At 60.7% G+C, this 15,146-nt stretch carries 11 protein-coding genes; 2 read left to right on the top strand and 9 right to left on the bottom strand.

The genetic code is table 11. The annotated features are described in order from the left end of the window. Positions 1 to 397: transposase (locus AAAX59_RS06800; RefSeq protein ID WP_349071230.1), on the bottom strand; the 397-nt coding region annotated here is incomplete at its 3' end. Positions 398 to 754: 357 nt separating this feature from the next. Beyond that, the gene (locus tag AAAX59_RS06805) at positions 755 to 2,185 is read right to left on the bottom strand and encodes a 6-phospho-beta-glucosidase (protein ID WP_349071231.1); all 1,431 of its coding nucleotides are present in this window, start codon (positions 2,183 to 2,185) and stop codon (positions 755 to 757) included. A 461-nt stretch (positions 2,186 to 2,646) separates the two neighbouring features. On the opposite strand from AAAX59_RS06805, the gene AAAX59_RS06810 reads away from it, so the two are divergent. After that, positions 2,647 to 3,753, top strand: coding sequence for an ATP-binding protein (locus AAAX59_RS06810; protein WP_117848350.1), 1,107 nt, complete (start codon positions 2,647 to 2,649; stop codon positions 3,751 to 3,753). A 197-nt stretch (positions 3,754 to 3,950) separates the two neighbouring features. Here the strand turns inward: AAAX59_RS06810 and AAAX59_RS06815 are convergent, their stop codons facing one another. The 4 genes from AAAX59_RS06815 to AAAX59_RS06830 all read right to left on the bottom strand — a co-directional run bounded on the left by AAAX59_RS06815 (position 3,951) and on the right by AAAX59_RS06830 (position 7,285). Continuing rightward, positions 3,951 to 4,595, bottom strand: a complete 645-nt coding sequence (locus tag AAAX59_RS06815; RefSeq protein ID WP_195544044.1) for a DUF4867 family protein — start codon at positions 4,593 to 4,595, stop codon at positions 3,951 to 3,953. A gap of 124 nt (positions 4,596 to 4,719) precedes the next feature. Continuing rightward, complete coding sequence (locus AAAX59_RS06820) at positions 4,720 to 5,208, bottom strand: S-ribosylhomocysteine lyase (RefSeq protein WP_117770240.1); 489 nt, start codon at positions 5,206 to 5,208, stop codon at positions 4,720 to 4,722. Between the two features lie 102 nt (positions 5,209 to 5,310). Next, entirely contained in the window at positions 5,311 to 6,285 is a 975-nt protein-coding gene (locus AAAX59_RS06825; RefSeq protein ID WP_349071232.1) for a nucleoside hydrolase, read from the bottom strand. A 4-nt stretch (positions 6,286 to 6,289) separates the two neighbouring features. Further along, positions 6,290 to 7,285: a ribokinase gene (locus AAAX59_RS06830; protein WP_349071233.1), complete on the bottom strand. Its 996-nt coding sequence runs from the start codon at positions 7,283 to 7,285 to the stop codon at positions 6,290 to 6,292. Between the two features lie 187 nt (positions 7,286 to 7,472). Between AAAX59_RS06830 and AAAX59_RS06835 the strand changes: the two genes are divergently transcribed. After that, positions 7,473 to 9,689: an acyltransferase family protein gene (locus AAAX59_RS06835; RefSeq protein WP_349071234.1), complete on the top strand. Its 2,217-nt coding sequence runs from the start codon at positions 7,473 to 7,475 to the stop codon at positions 9,687 to 9,689. A gap of 546 nt (positions 9,690 to 10,235) precedes the next feature. Here AAAX59_RS06835 and AAAX59_RS06840 read toward each other — a convergent pair. The 3 genes from AAAX59_RS06840 to AAAX59_RS06850 all read right to left on the bottom strand — a co-directional run bounded on the left by AAAX59_RS06840 (position 10,236) and on the right by AAAX59_RS06850 (position 15,086). Next, positions 10,236 to 11,432, bottom strand: coding sequence for an Nramp family divalent metal transporter (locus AAAX59_RS06840; RefSeq protein WP_195535982.1), 1,197 nt, complete (start codon positions 11,430 to 11,432; stop codon positions 10,236 to 10,238). A 74-nt stretch (positions 11,433 to 11,506) separates the two neighbouring features. Then, positions 11,507 to 13,351, bottom strand: a complete 1,845-nt coding sequence (locus tag AAAX59_RS06845) for a CBS domain-containing protein (protein ID WP_349071235.1) — start codon at positions 13,349 to 13,351, stop codon at positions 11,507 to 11,509. A gap of 328 nt (positions 13,352 to 13,679) precedes the next feature. Then, positions 13,680 to 15,086 carry a polysaccharide deacetylase family protein gene (locus AAAX59_RS06850; RefSeq protein WP_349071236.1) on the bottom strand — a complete coding sequence of 469 codons (1,407 nt, stop codon included), beginning with the start codon at positions 15,084 to 15,086 and terminating at the stop codon, positions 13,680 to 13,682. Between the last annotated feature and the right edge of the window lie 60 nt (positions 15,087 to 15,146).

Here is a 15,146-nt window from a genome sequence, read left to right on the forward strand (position 1 = left end):
CGTCGTCGAGGGCGCGGTCGAGGTCCCGTGCGGCCTCTACCGCCGCGTCGGGCAGCGGGACCTCGACGATGTTGTGGGTGGCGAGCATGCGCGCGATGAACTCGGCGTCGCGCCGGTCGTTCTTGCGGCGCGCGTCCGCCGCGGGCCTCTGCATCCTGGAGACGGCGGCCACGGCGCAGTCGAGGCCGAGCGCGCGCAGCTCGCGCGCCATGTGGAAGCCGGTGGGGCCGCTCTCGTAGCAGGCCCTGGGCTCCTCGAACCCGAGGGCCCACTCCGCGATCTCGGCGGCGTCCGTCCCGAAGTCGCGGTGCACCACCTCGCCGGTGAAGGGGTTGAACGCCGCGGCGGCGACCGATCGCGCGTGGACGTCCAGTCCGATGGAGGTAACATGGGGCATGGGAAGCCTCCTCCCCGCAGGTGCGGTAAGGGCTACCGCACGGGCCGATACTCAAAGCCCATTGTGGCACCCCGAGCCCGCGGAAAGAAGCTGCGCCGCGGGGGAGGCGACCCCAATGGCTTTCTCATATCGTCTTTTAATAAAGAACCAGTCTCAATATCGAAACCAAGCTCGAAATGCTGCTAATTCGGCCCCAGTCGTCCACATCACGCCGCGATTTTGAGCCGCATGGCCCAGAAGGGACACACGCAACGCCACTTCCTTGATGGGCATCCCGATGCAAACGCGCCCGGCAAGCATTAACTGCTCGCCGGGCGCCTTGGTTAGGAAACTCTGAAGTTGAGTGTCTCAGCTTCCTTAGGAAAGGTCCTCACCATTAGAAGCAATAACTTTCTTGTACCAGTCGAAGCTCTTCTTTTTGGAACGCTTGAGGGTACCGTTGCCGGCGTCGTCGCGATCCACATAGATAAAGCCGTAGCGCTTGGACATCTCGCCCGTACCGGCGGATACCAGGTCGATCGGGCCCCAGGTGGTGTAGCCCAGCAGGTCAACGCCGTCCTCGGTCACCGCATCGCGCATCGCGGCGATATGCTGGCGCAGGTAGTCGATACGGTAGTCGTCGTTGATGGAACCATCCTCCTCGACAACATCCTTGGCGCCCAGGCCGTTCTCAACCACAAACAGCGGCTTCTGATAACGGTCGTACAGGTCGTTGAGCGTAATGCGGAAGCCCAGTGGATCGATGGCCCAGCCCCACTGGCTCTCCTGCAGGTAGGGGTTCTTGGCGCCGGCGAAGGCGTTACCCTGGGTGCGCTCGACATCGGGGTTATTGGCACCGGCGGAGCAACGGGTGCTGTAATAGCTAAAGCTGATGAAGTCGACGGTGTTAGTGGCCAGGATCTCGCGGTCCTCGTCCGTCATGCCCACATCGATGCCTAGACGCTCGAGCTTCTTGACGGCATAGGCCGGGTAGTAGCCACGGCTCTGAACGTCGACGAAGAAGTAGTTGTCCTGATTGTCGAGCTGCGCCTGGCGCACATCGCCCGGGCGGCAGCTGTAGGGGTAGTAGCTACCTGCGGCGAGCATGCAGCCGATCTTGACCTCGGGGTCGATCTCGTGGGCAATCTTGGTTGCCCAAGCGCTGGCGACGAGCTCGTTGTGGGCGGCCAGGTACTCGACGGCCTCCTTGTTCTCGCCTTCCTCAAAGACCAGACCGGCACCCATAAACGGCAGGTGCAGAATCATATTGATCTCGTTGAAGGTAAGCCAGTACTTCACCAGGCCCTTGTAGCGGGTGAAGATCGTGGTCGCGAGGTTCTTGTAGAAGTCGATGAGCTTGCGGTTGCGCCAGCCGCCGTACTCCTTGATGAGGTGAATCGGGCAGTCGAAGTGCGTGATGGTCACGAGTGGCTCGATGCCGTGCGCCTGACACTCGCGGAACACGTCCTCGTAGAAGGCCAGGCCAGCCTCGTTGGGCTCGGTCTCGTCGCCGTTGGGGAAGATGCGGGTCCACGCCAGGCTCATGCGGAAGGTCTTAAAGCCCATCTCGGCAAAGAGGGCGATGTCCTCCTTGTAATGGTGATAGAAATCGATGCTGGTCTGCGCGGGATAGTAATAGCCGTCCTCGAAGTCGAGCATTTTACGCTGGCCGGAGACCACCGCATAGCGCTCGGGGCCGTGCGGAGCCACGTCCACGTTGGCAAGGCCGCGGCCGTCCACGTTATAGGCGCCCTCGCACTGGTTGGCAGCTGTCGCGCCGCCCCACAGGAAGTCATTGCGGAAAGCCATGTATCAATCCCTTCGCACGCTGTTTGTCGTGGTTTCAGTATCCCCGCAAATAGGGCCTCGCTCAACGACAGCGACGCAGGCCGATACTCCTTTTCGCACGCAGGTGCTCGACAGCCGCCCCGTCTGACACTTTTTGATACCCGCCCGCCAATCACCACAAAGGGGACAGGCACCTTTGTGGCGGTTGGGGGCGGTTTATCTCGATCTGTAACAGGTAGGCAGCCAAAACCGGGCCTGATGTTACAGATCGAGATTGTTCGGTCAGCTTCTGCAGTTTGTCTAAATCTGTAACAGGTAGAGACGATTTAGCCCGCTAGATGTTACAGATCGAGACAGAAGATTCTAGTCGCAGGTGATGCCGAGGTTTTGCCGACGAGGCCTACGTAACCGCCTTCGCTCAGCAATTCATTTGACTGAATAGGAAAGAAAGGAAAAAATAGGAAAAAAAGGAAAGGAGACTTATGACTGAAACCATCTTCTCCCCCTCATTTGGAAATCGCCCGTCCTATCTGGTGGGTCGCGGGAACGTGATTTCGACATTCATCTCCGGTCTTGAGCAGGAGCCGGGCAATCGAGACCGAGCCATGCTCATGCTCGGCCAGCGAGGCAGCGGCAAGACGGTTCTTCTGTGGGAACTTGCCGACCGCGCACGCAAGCTCGGTTTTGTTGTCGCCACACCCACCGTAGCCTCCGAAGATATGCTTGAGCGCATTGTTGAAAAAATCCAAGAAGCAGGCGAGCCTTATGTCAGCAAGCGTCATCTCCCCAAACTTTCTGGCGGTAGCTTGAGCGTCTTCGGCTTCTCAGCCGGTCTCGAGTTCACACGCGATGTGCAGGAGACCAAGAGTTTCCAGTTCAAACTCACGCAGCTGGCGCGCAAGCTGACCGAGCAGGGGCACGGCATCCTCATCCTTATCGATGAGCTCCAAGCTAATTCACCTGAGATTAGACAGCTCGTCACCGCCTATCAAGAGCTGGTCGGTGAGGGACTCAACGTCGCGCTTGTTATGGCAGGTCTCCCGGGAGCCGTCTGTGCAACGCTCAATGACCGCGTGCTGACATTTCTCAACCGCGCTCGCAAGGTCACGCTCGAACCGCTTTCAGTCGGAGATGTCGATGCCTATTATCAGCGGGCTTTCGAAGAGCTCGACCTTGATATTCCAGGCGATCTTCGCCTCCGTGCCGCTCGCGCAACCCAAGGCTCGCCCTATATGCTGCAGCTCATCGGCTATAACATCGGCAATCGCTGCAAGACAGGAGAACACGTAACGCCAGAGCAAGTCGACGGAGCTATCGAAGCGTCAAAAGCCGATTTCGAAAACGATGTTTGTGAAACGACGCTCGCCGCGCTATCGGACCAAGACGTCGCGTTTCTCGACGCAATGACTGATGACGAAGACGCCGTTTCGCGCATTTCCGATGTAGCGAAACGTATGTCAGTCACACCCGACTATGCGCAAAAGTATCGCCGGCGCCTCATCGACGCCGGCGTAATCGAACAGGCGCGCCGCGGTTACGTGCGTTTCGCCGTTCCATATATGGCTGACTATCTGCGCAGCCAACTCTAGGCAGCCACCGCAATGGGGACAGGCACCTTTGTGGTGGTTTGGGCCCGTTTTGTCTCGATCTGTAACAGCTAGGCCGTCAAAACCGGGCCTGGTGTTACAGATCGAGATTGTTCGGTCTGTCCCCTGCAGTTTGTCTAAATCTGTAACAGGTAGAGACGATTTAGCCCGCTAGATGTTACAGATCGAGACGGAAGATTCTAGTCCACGGTGATGTCGAGGTTCTTGCCGATGAGGCCTACGTAGCCGCCCTCGGCAGCCTTGGGGCTGTCAGCATGGCAGAGAACCCACTTGTCGGCCTTCCAGTAGCAGTAGCTGTCGCCGGCCGTGGGCATGTCGGCCGCAGCCTCGGGGCGCGGGCCGTTGGTGCCGGCGGGCAGCGCCACCATCACCTGGAAGCCACCGTCGTCGACCATGCACGGCGTGTAGTGGAGCGTGGTGTTGAAGACTTCGACGACCGTACCCGCCGGCACGCGAAACGCCTTGACGCACGCGGTGTCGAGCTTGCCGTCCTCGATCTCCCAGCGATGCGCCACGAGCAGGATAAAGTCGCGAGCGCCCAAGTTGAATTCGCTCGCGCGGTGATACTCCAGGCAGTTGAGTCGTGTATTGTGGCCGTTGCACCAGCCGAGCTGGAAGGGACGGCCACCAAACATGAGAAAGCCAAGCTTGTCGGCATCCTTGACGTCCTCGAGCTCCGGCGCACTCGCAACGTACTTGCTGCCCTCGGGAATGGGCGTGGCAGAGAGCGCCTCGAGCACGGGCGACGTAAGCTCGGACGGAACGTTATCCCAAACGTTGCCATAGGACTTGAACTCGGGATCGTTGACAGAGTAGATATGCATGTTCGCTCCTGTTCGTTTATGTGACAGTATGAACATTCTAGAACAAACATAAGCGATTTTAAACACTCGTCCCGACCACTCAGCAAAAAGGCGCCCAATGCGCGCGTTTTGGGCGATAAAGCCCTTACGCCTGCTGATAGTGCAGGTGCTTCTCGTCGATATCGGCCAGGTCGCGGTCGAGGTAGCGGCGCGCAAGCCAGTTGGCCATGGGGAGGTTCTGGTCCAGGTAGTTACCGCACTCCTCGGGAGCGGCACCGGGGACATCGCCCTCAAAGCCGGCGACAAACTCGAACAGCTCACGCACGAGCGGCAGGATCTCCTCGCTCGTCACCTCGCCAAACACAACCAGGTAAAAGCCCGTGCGGCATCCCATGGGGCCAAAGTAGACAATGCGGCTCGACCACTCGGCATGATTGCGAAGGAACGTCGCGCCCAGGTGCTCGATGGTGTGGCACTCGGCCGTGTTCATGACCGGCTCCTTGTTGGGCGTGGTCAGGCGCAGGTCAAACGTGGTGACGGCGGCACCGGTCGCCGGATCGCGGTCGATGCGGCTCACATACACGCCGGGCTCAAGCAACAGATGGTCAACGGAAAAGCTCGCAATGCGCTCCATGGCAGATCCTCTCGGTAGTCAATTTGGGACGGGCTCTTTTAGCTGGTTCGAATGGTCGCACCAATCATAACAGTCAAAAAAGCCCCGTCCCAAAAAGACAACTTAGCCAAGGACACGGGCCATGCGCGTCTTGAACTCGGACAGGAAGCGCGGGGCATCCACGGTCAGCGCCACGAGTGCGCTCTTGTCGGGGTCGGCCACACGGCGCTCATCGCAAATGGTGCGGCCGCGATACTCGCCCAGCAGGTCAACACGCAGATTGCAGCCGAGCGCGCCCACGAGCGTGGGGTCAATCGCCACGGCAACGGCCAGCGGATCGTGCAGCGCACTGCCGCCCAGGTAGGGTGCGTTCATCTCGTACGAGCCAATGTAGTGCTCGACCATGCTCGCAAATGCGCAGCCCGCCATGGTGCCCGAGCCCGTCCAGCCGGCAATGTCGCGACGCGTAAGCACCACGCGATGCGTCACGTCCAGGCCCACCATGGTGAGCTTGCGACCCGAACGCAGCACGGCATCGGCCGCCTCGGGATCACTTGCCATGTTGGCCTCAGCGCCCGCGCTCACGTTTCCGGGCACGGTCAGGGCGCCGCCCATCACGACCACGCGACCGATGGACATCATCGCCGCCGCATCGCGCTCCAAGGCAAGTGCCAGGTTGGAGAGCGGACCGGTCGCCACGTAGATCAGATTGGGGCCATAGGTGCGCGCGGCATCAATCAGATAATCGACCGCCGCGTTACCGTCGGCCGACGTCGCCCCCACCGGCTCGTACGGCGACGCGGGCACGCTCGCCCCGCCAATGCCGTTCTTGCCGTGGATGAGCGTGGTGGACGCCGGCGGTGTATAGGGCTCAGTCGCCTTAATGGGACGATCGGCGCCCAGGTACACCGGAACCTCGGGGCGACCCAGCAGATCGAGCACCGCCAGGCAGTTATGCGCCGACTGGTCGACGCGCACGTTACCAAAGCACGTGGTGATGCCCACGAGCTCAACCTCGGGGCTCGCGATGGCATAGGCAAGCGCCATCGCATCGTCCACGCCCATATCCAGATCAAGGATCAGCTTCTTGGTTGCCATTGTTCTACTCCGCTTCTCCGTCTACATCCAAACCGTCTAAACCAAACTTGTGCTCGACTTCCGCACGCGTGGGAATTGATTGCTGAGCGCCCAGGCGCGACACCGTCACCGCCGAGGCGCGAGCACCCGCCGCCATGCACTCAAAGAGCGGCAGGCCCTCCAGACGAGCCGCCGCCAACGCGCCGATAAACGTATCGCCCGCGGCCGTCGTATCGACCACCGCGCTCGAAAGCGCCGGCATGCGCAGCGGCTCACCGCCATCGCCGAGCGTAACCGAGCCGGCGCCGCCCAACGTGATGACCGCAGCCCCGGCGCCCTTGTCGAGCAGCGCATTGAGCGCGGCGACGCAACTCGCATCATCCGTGGGCAGAATGCCCGTCAGTACCTGGCACTCGGTCTCGTTGGGGCAGACCAGGTCGACCGCTGGCCACGCTCCTGCCGGCAGGTCGCAGGCGGGCGCCGGGTTAAAGATCGTATAGAACCCCAGCTCGTGAGCGCAAGCAAGCGCCCCGGCCGTCGCCGCAAGGTCACATTCGCCCTGGGCGATAAAGACGCCGCCAGCAGCCGGGGCAATCTCGCTGGCATCGCCGTCGAGCTCGTCGGCCACCAAGCGCCTCAGTGCGCGGGCAACGTCCTCGCCCGCAAGCGCATGGTTGGCGCCCGACGACAGCACGATGCGGTTGTCGCTCTCACAGCGAATGATAGTCGCAGTACCGGTCTCCACGTCGTCGAGACGTGTCACGAACTCAACGCCCACGCCGGCATCTTGGAGCCCTGCCACAAGCGCATCGCCAAAGGTATCGCGCCCAACAGCGCCGATCATGCACGTGCGCGCACCCATGCGCGCAGCGGCAACGGCCTGATTGGCTCCCTTACCGCCGGCGTTGGTGATAAAACCGCTGCCATCGACCGTCTCGCCCGCGCGCGGCATGCGCTCGCACGCCACCGAAAGGTCCATGTTCATGCTGCCGAACACCGCAACGATGCTGTGATCCGCCATGGAAACCTCCTCGTCTTCAGGCTTTGCGCCCACCATCGACCAACGATTGTGCACTCTCGCACCCCCTATAACTTTAGTCCACTTTGATGTGGACGCGCGCTTGAGCTTGCGCCAGCAGCAAGCATTCACAGGGGCAGGCAGCTACAATGAATACGTGCTGATTATTCTCGTCATTGGATGATGTTTTATGGAACAATTCTCGCAATCGGGCTCGCGCGGTCGACGCCGCACGGGCAACGAGCCGGCGCCGCACGAACGCGTGAAGGGCAAGCGCCGTGCCAACGAGCCGCGACGCACCGCGAGCCCCCATCGCGCTTCTGCCAACAACGCTGGCCGCGCCAACACTTCCGCCGCGGAGCAGACGCCTGCTCGCCCCAAGTCCCGCTACATCCCTGCGCTCGACGGCCTGCGCACGCTTGCCGTCGTCGCGGTGGTGCTCTATCACCTCAACCTCACGTGGGCTCAGGGCGGCCTGCTTGGCGTCACGATCTTCTTTGTGCTTTCGGGCTATCTGATCACACGCCTGCTACTCAACGAAGTCGCTAAGACCGGCCGCATCGACCTCAAGAGCTTCTGGATCCGCCGCATCCGTCGCCTGGTCCCCGCCGTGGTGACCGTTGTGGTTGTAACCTGTGCGCTGTGCACCGTCTTCAACCACGTGATGCTCACCAAGATGCGCCCCGACATCCTGCCGTCGCTGCTGTTCTTCAACAACTGGTGGCAGATTGCCCAAAACGTCTCGTACTTCAACGCCCTGGGCGACCCCTCGCCGCTTACGCACTTTTGGTCGCTCGCCATCGAGGAACAGTTCTACCTGGTTTGGCCCCCGCTGCTGCTCGCTATGGTATCCATGCACATGAGCAAGCCCAACACGCGCCGCATGGTTCTGGGACTGGCTGCTGTCTCCGCCATCGCCATGATGGTGCTCTATAACCCCGCCGCCGACCCCAGCCGCGTGTACTACGGCACAGACACCCGTGTGTTCTCGCTGCTGCTGGGCGCCTGGATGGCCTTTATCCCCGATCGCGACCTGGCGCCGGTGTGTCTCGCTCATCGTTTGGGGCTCAATCGCCTGGCTGGCGCCGCCAAGCACGGCAAGAACGCCGAAAGCAAGCATGACGCTACGACCGACGGCGCAGCCGAGACCGTCCCGGCACAGCCGAGCGCCCTCGTGCGCTTTTGGTCCTCGCCCGCATCCATCGATGTGTTGGGCGTCGTGGGTCTGGTTGGCCTTGCCGCCATGGTCGCGCTCACCAACGGCTACACCGCGTTCCAGTATCGCGGCGGCACGCTGTTATGCTCCATCCTCACGCTCATGGTCATCGCGGCCTGCGTGCAGCCCCAGGGAATGGTTGCCCGCGCGCTGTCCGCCGAGCCGCTCGTGTGGGTTGGCAAGCGCTCGTACAGCATCTACCTGTGGCACTATCCGCTACTGTTGCTCATGAACCCGGTCGCCAACATCAACGATACGCCGTGGTGGCAGTACATTTTGCAGGTGTTGTTGGTGGTCGCCGTAGCCGAATGCTCATATCGCTTTATCGAGACGCCGTTTAGAAAGGGTGCCTTTGGGCGCACCGTATCCGAATTCCGCGATGGCACCACCACGCCCGCCAACTGGGTGCGCGCGCATATTCCCGTGTGCGCCACTTGCGGCATCGTGCTTGTTATCGCGCTGGGCGGCCTGATCTTTGTGCCGGAGACCTCCGCACTGAGCGGTGAGGGCGCCGAAGTCCTCAACAAGGAAGCCAAAAACACCGCGCCCACCGACCAGCAGGCGGCCGACGACACCGACAAGGACAACGACGGCTTCCCCGATGGCTCCTACGATCTGCTTATGATCGGCGACTCCGTGTCGCTGCGTGCCGTAGACACCTTTGACGGCGTGTTCCCGCACAGCCATATCGATGCCGAAAAGGGCCGCCAGTTTGATGCGGGCCGCACGACATTTGAGGGCTATCTCCAACAGAACCTTGCCGGCAAGATCGTGGTCTTTGCACTGGGCACCAACGGCTTGGTAACCGACGACCAGATCGACGCCATCATGACCGATGCAGGAGATAAGCGTATTGTGGTGTTTGTGAACACGCGCAGCCCGCAGCCGTGGGTTGGCTCTACCAACCAGGCCATCGCCAACGCTGCTACGCGCTACAAGAACGTGCGCGTTATCGACTGGTACGGATACAGTGCCAATCGCAACGACCTGTTCGATGGCGATGGCACGCACCTGTCGACCACTGGCGTGACCGAGTACCTCAACTTGATCCACGATGCAGTCAAGAAGGACCTGCCCGTGCATCCCGAGGATCACGTCAACGATCCGCAGCCGGCGGCCGTCAAGTCTGCCACCGACGCGCTCGTCAATGCGCTCGCTCTCAAGCCGCACAAGCTGGGCACCGACAAGTAACCTGCAGCGCAAACTTCCCACATCCGGAGGGGGTGCCCGCCACGGCAGGCACCCCCTCCGACAGTTAGGGACGTTCCTTATGTGCCGGCACCCAGGGACACTCCTGACACAGGCGAGGAACGCCCTCCTTGCGACCAAATTCTGGGCGCCTCGCCACCCCGAACGTTGTTTCCAAGCCCACACCCGCAGCAAACAACCCAAAATCACTCTTTTCGAGCCGGCTCCAAGGGGTCGTGGACAAAAAGGGGCAAATATGAGTACTGTTACCATTTTAGTAGCAGGCAAAACCACCCAAAATGACGTCCGAGCGACCCCTACAACCCCCTAAAGCAGCCAACCTGACTGGTTTAAGACATATTGGAGCCAATTTTAATGAACATACTATCGGCTATGTCCATTATCTTCTTGGATGTAAATGCTATCACATTAGCAACAGTACTCATATTTGGCATTTTTTGCCCACTGCCATATTACTAACCCCCTATAGCAAGCAAAAAACAGGCCGCAGCCCATTGCTGCGGCCTGCCCGAAGCCCCAAAAGGGACGTTAAGCGCTGTAACCCATCGCCTGAAGCACAAACATAACAACCGTCAGCACCGTGATCACGCCGATGGTCGCCCACGTGAGCACGTTCCATACGCGGCCGTTGCGGTTGGCACCCATGATGTGACGGTCGGCGGCAATAACCACCTGGAACACCAAGACCACGGGCAGCAGCACGCCGTTGATGACCTGCGAGGTCATCATGATCTGGAACAGATCGACACCGGGCATGAGCACCAGCACGGCCGAAATGCCAATAATGGCCGTAATGATACCGCGGTAGACCGGAGCCTCGTCCCAGCTGCGGTCGGCGCCGCGCTCCCAGCCAAATGCCTCGCAGATGGCGCTGGACGTAACACCCGGCAGCACGCAGGCGGCCAAGAAGCTCGCCGCGACCAGGCCCGAGGCAAACAGCACCGTGGACCACTGGCCCGCGATAGGTTCCAACGCACGGGCGGCGTCGGCAGCATCGCTAATCTGGATGCCAGCCGGGAACAGCACCGTGCCAGTCGTGATAATGATGAAGCCGGCGATGATGTCAGCAGCGATCGAGCCGCTTACGGTATCGATGCGCTGCAGCACGATATCGTCCTCGCCCGCGTTCTTATCGACCACGTTGTTCTGCGCCAAGAAGATCATCCACGGCGCGATGGTGGTACCGATCGTTGCGACCACGAGCGACACGTAGTTGGGATCGTTTTGAATGTTGGGGACGACCAAGTCGACCGCGACCTCACCCCAGTTGGGGCCAGCCATAAACGCGGCGACAATATAGGTCACGAAGACGCAGCTTACCAGCAGCAGAATCTTCTCGATGCGCTGGAAACTACCCGACATGGTAAGCATCCACACCAGCAGCGCCACCAACGGCACCGAGATGCTCGCCGGCACGCCAAAGAGAGCAAGGCCGCTGGCGATACCCGCAAACTCCGAAATGGTCACAGCCGTGTTGGCGATCAACAGCGCCGCCATAGCAAGTACACTCTTGCGCACGCCAAAGCGCTCGCGGATGAGCGATGCCAGGCCCTTTCCCGTGACGCAGCCGCAGCGCGCCGCGGTCTCCTGCGTCACGATGAGCAGCACGGTCATGACGGGAAGCATCCAGAGCATCTTGTAGCCATAGCTGGCGCCCGCACTGGAATACGTTGCAATGCCGCCGGCGTCATTGCCCGAAAGCGCCGCCAGCAGACCGGGACCCATAGCGCTAAAGATGGCCGCGATGGTCAACTTTTGCTTGGTGCCCGACTTTTGCTTGGTATTTTGCACGCGACCACCTAACCCATGACCGACATGGTGAGCAGCACCGCAGCGGCGCAGTACGCTACGCACGAGATCATGACGGCAATAACGTTCATGGCGGTGCCCGACGTGTTGAGGTCATGCTCGTCACGCCAGAACAGCACCATCAGGTAAATCACGGCACTCATGTTGCCAACCAGGCAAATGATAGCAGCGATATTAAAACACCCGGTAAAGAGTTGCTCCTCAAACATGGACGCATCGGGGAATGAGGCGGTGCGCACCAGCTGCGCGCACAGGTAGGTCACGAGCGAAAGGATCAGGCCCATACCCGTGCTCTGGAAGAAGAATCCCAGGTACGGTTTGGGCTCGTCGTCGTGGCCGTCGTACTCGAGGAAGTAGTTCTTGACGAACGACACCATGCGCGAGGCAGCAAGCAGCACGAGCGGCATGGCGCACATGGGGAACACCACCAGATGCGCGGAGCCGAGCGCCGTTCCCAGCACGGTCGCCATGATGCACGACGCGATGCCCCATACAACAACCCAGTACTGGCGATGCACGAACCAGCTGAGCACGTTCGTCGAGTCGTCCGACGCGCTATCGCCCGAGCCGACACCGGCGATCTGCAGGTCCTCCTGATGCTCCTCGGCGATAACGTCCATGGCGTCGTCGAAGGTCACGATACCCAGGATATGACGGTTCTCGTCGCAGACAGGGATGGCAACCAGGTCGTACTTGGTCATCTCGTCCGTCACGTCTTCCTGGTCCTCGTCGGGCGACACATAGACCAGGTCGCGATAGGCCAGCTGACCCAGCGTGGCGTCGCGGTCGGCTACGATCAGCGTGCGCAGCGAAAGCACGCCGGTCAGCATGCCGCTCGGATCCTCGGTATAGACGTAGTAGACGCTCTCGAAGTCCTCGTCGAGCTCGCGAATCGCCTCAATGGCGTCACCGACCGTTGCCGTGGCGGGCAAGGAGACAAACTCTGAGGTCATGATGCGGCCGGCGGTGTTGTCCTCATACCCCAGTAGGTTACGAATCGCCTTCTCCTCCTTGACGCCCATCAGGCGCAGGAGCTTCTCGGCCTTCTCGTAATCGAGCTCGTCGATCAGGTCGGCTGCATCGTCCGGGTCCATCATGGCCAGCATTGACGATGCGTCCGTGTCGGACAGGCCCTCGAGCATCTCGGTCATAAGCTCGTCGTCATCGAACTCCGAGATGGCCTCGGCGGCCTGGGCAGTATCGAGCTGCGCAAACACCTGCGCACGTAGGCGCGGGTCGAGCTGCTCGATAATGTCGGCGATGTCGGCAGGGTGTAGCTCGCCGAGCGTCTTATGCGACACCGAGAGTTGAATGTTCTTGGTCGAGCGGTCGAGCAGGTCCATGTAGGACCAAGCGATGATGTCCTCACTGAGCGGCTTGCCCAGGTGCTTCATAAAGCCTTCGACGATATGCTCGAGCGCGGGGCTGATGGCGCGTAGCAGACCGCGGGCACCGACCTCGGCGCCCAGCAGGCGCAGCTGATTTTCGCCCGACATGGAAAACTTGATGTCGTTTACGCGCACGACCTTCATGCCCTGCGTGTCGACAATCTGCTTGTTGAGCACGTCGCGGGCGAGTAAGAGTTCGGTCGGCTGCAGGTACGAAAAACGGATTTCGGTGGCCGACGTCTTAAGGTGTACACCCGTCTCGTCGATACGGTCGACCCATTTGCGCCAGCTGATCATAAACGGCGTCTTGCCGGGTCCGCGGAACGCGAGCGACGTCACGTGCGGAAAAACTTCGCCGGTAGCAATACCAAAATCGTTCACCACGCCGAGCTTTTCGCCATCGACGTCCAAGACCGGCAATTTGAGCATCTCACTCAGATAATTCAATGGTGCTCCCCATCATTATTCCTCCGAACGCGGCCGCGCGTGCGGCGTCCGGGGGCTTCTGGATATGTATACGCATGCGCGGGCGGCACGCCGCTCGACGCTTACACCCCGTGCATGCGCAAAAAGCACCTGCATGGGGTCATCGACTGTATGGTCGAGGTTTGGATTTCACCTGTAACCTTTCTCTTGACCCTCATTAACCGCAGTAACTATAGCATCAGCATCGCCCTGCGGCATCGAATTTATGCGCTGCACATTGCAGGCATACCAAACGCTGACGCATCCGTGACATAGTCATTGGGGACGTTCTTAAATGACTACCCAATAACTACTCTGTGGTGTCGTTGTCCTCGGCAAGTTGGGGGAACACGGCGTCCTTGGGCATGCTGACCTTCGTCAGCGAGGTGAGCTTTTTACTCAGCGACGTGTCCGTCTTGACCAGGTCGCTGAGCGTCACGATCTTGTAGCCGTCGGCGATGAGACCGTCGATAATCTGCGGCAGCGCCTCGAGCGTCTGCTCGGCGCATTCGTCTCTATCGGTGAGCAGCACGATATTGCCCGGCGTCACCGAATCGAGCACCGTCGAGACCTGCTCGTCGGCACCGTTGAGCAGCCAGTCGCCCGAGTCAATATTCCACGAGACCACGGCGGAGACCAGGTCCATCGCATCAATCCAGTTTTGCTCGTCAAAGGCAGCGTAGGGAGCACGCAGTAGCATCGTCTTCACGCCGGTCGCCGACTTAATCGCATCGGTGCCTTTCGTGATCTGTTCGCGTACCGCCTCACGGTCCTGACCCTTGAGCGAATCGTCGCTGTAGCTGTTGGATCCGATCTCGCACCCGGCATCGACAATCGCCTTGGCCGTGGCAGGCGAGGCCTCGACCGCATCGCCCGAAAGGAAGAACGTCGCGGTGACGCCCTTTTCCTTGAGCACCTGCAAGATCTGTTTGGTGGCGCCGCTCGGACCCTCGTCAAACGTCAGCGCCACGTACTTTTCGTTGCCCTTGGGCGCCACGCTGGCGCACGCAACAACGCAATCGGTGGCGGGCACAACCTCGCCGCGGTCCTGCGTCTTGCCCGACTGCTCACCAACCCACACCTCGGATCGGCCCTGGACACCCCATGTCTGCACATACTCGATAGCGCCCGTGCCCTCGACCTTGAGCTTGGGCTCGATAACCGTAGCCTGAACCTCGTGCTTCTCGTAGGTGTTACGGCCATCCTTGACCGTCACCTTCTCGCCACCCTCAAGTTCGCGGCTATCCCATTTGCCCTGTTTTATGCGCTTGCCGTCGACCTTCACCGACAGCTTTTCGCCCCCATGGCGCTTGAGCACGCTGTCATCGACGGCTAGCAGGTCGCCTGCGTCGTAGGTGTCGGTCAACTCCTGGTCGTCGATAAGATTCTGCAGCGTAGAACCCACGCGCACCGCGGTCTTTTGTCCGTTGAGCTCCACGTCCACGCTGCGGTTGACGTAGCCCACGACGGCAGCGATGAACAGCACGAGCGCGCAGCCCACAGCGATAAGCGCATAGGGCAGACGGGATGGACGGCGGGGCGAACGCCCGTTGCCAATGCGCGCGCTGCGGTCGCTAAAACCGCGGCTATGGTTGAGGTACATCGCGCCGGGCTTACGGCGGCGTTTGCGCTGGCCGCTGGGCAGCTGCCCCAGGTCGCGGCGCGCCGTCGGACGCGCACCGGAGTGCCCGTTTAAGTTGGATCCGTTTTGGCGCATGTGCCCTCCCCCATAAACACAGCAAGCCGGAGCAACATGTCTCCGGCTCGCCTCCCATCA

The sequence above is a fragment of the Collinsella sp. CLA-ER-H2 genome, from assembly GCF_040092405.1.
Classification (GTDB): domain Bacteria; phylum Actinomycetota; class Coriobacteriia; order Coriobacteriales; family Coriobacteriaceae; genus Collinsella.

What these genes read in the sequence shown, in the direction of transcription:
- AAAX59_RS06805 (WP_349071231.1), bottom strand. Translation starts at nt 2,185, where the DNA reads ATGGCTTTCCGCAATGACTTCCTGTGGGGCGGCGCGACAGCTGCCAAC.
- AAAX59_RS06810 (WP_117848350.1), top strand. Translation starts at nt 2,647, where the DNA reads ATGACTGAAACCATCTTCTCCCCCTCATTTGGAAATCGCCCGTCCTAT.
- AAAX59_RS06815 (WP_195544044.1), bottom strand. Translation starts at nt 4,595, where the DNA reads ATGCATATCTACTCTGTCAACGATCCCGAGTTCAAGTCCTATGGCAAC.
- AAAX59_RS06820 (WP_117770240.1), bottom strand. Translation starts at nt 5,208, where the DNA reads ATGGAGCGCATTGCGAGCTTTTCCGTTGACCATCTGTTGCTTGAGCCC.
- AAAX59_RS06825 (WP_349071232.1), bottom strand. Translation starts at nt 6,285, where the DNA reads ATGGCAACCAAGAAGCTGATCCTTGATCTGGATATGGGCGTGGACGAT.
- AAAX59_RS06830 (WP_349071233.1), bottom strand. Translation starts at nt 7,285, where the DNA reads ATGGCGGATCACAGCATCGTTGCGGTGTTCGGCAGCATGAACATGGAC.
- AAAX59_RS06835 (WP_349071234.1), top strand. Translation starts at nt 7,473, where the DNA reads ATGGAACAATTCTCGCAATCGGGCTCGCGCGGTCGACGCCGCACGGGC.
- AAAX59_RS06840 (WP_195535982.1), bottom strand. Translation starts at nt 11,432, where the DNA reads ATGGGTCCCGGTCTGCTGGCGGCGCTTTCGGGCAATGACGCCGGCGGC.
- AAAX59_RS06850 (WP_349071236.1), bottom strand. Translation starts at nt 15,086, where the DNA reads ATGCGCCAAAACGGATCCAACTTAAACGGGCACTCCGGTGCGCGTCCG.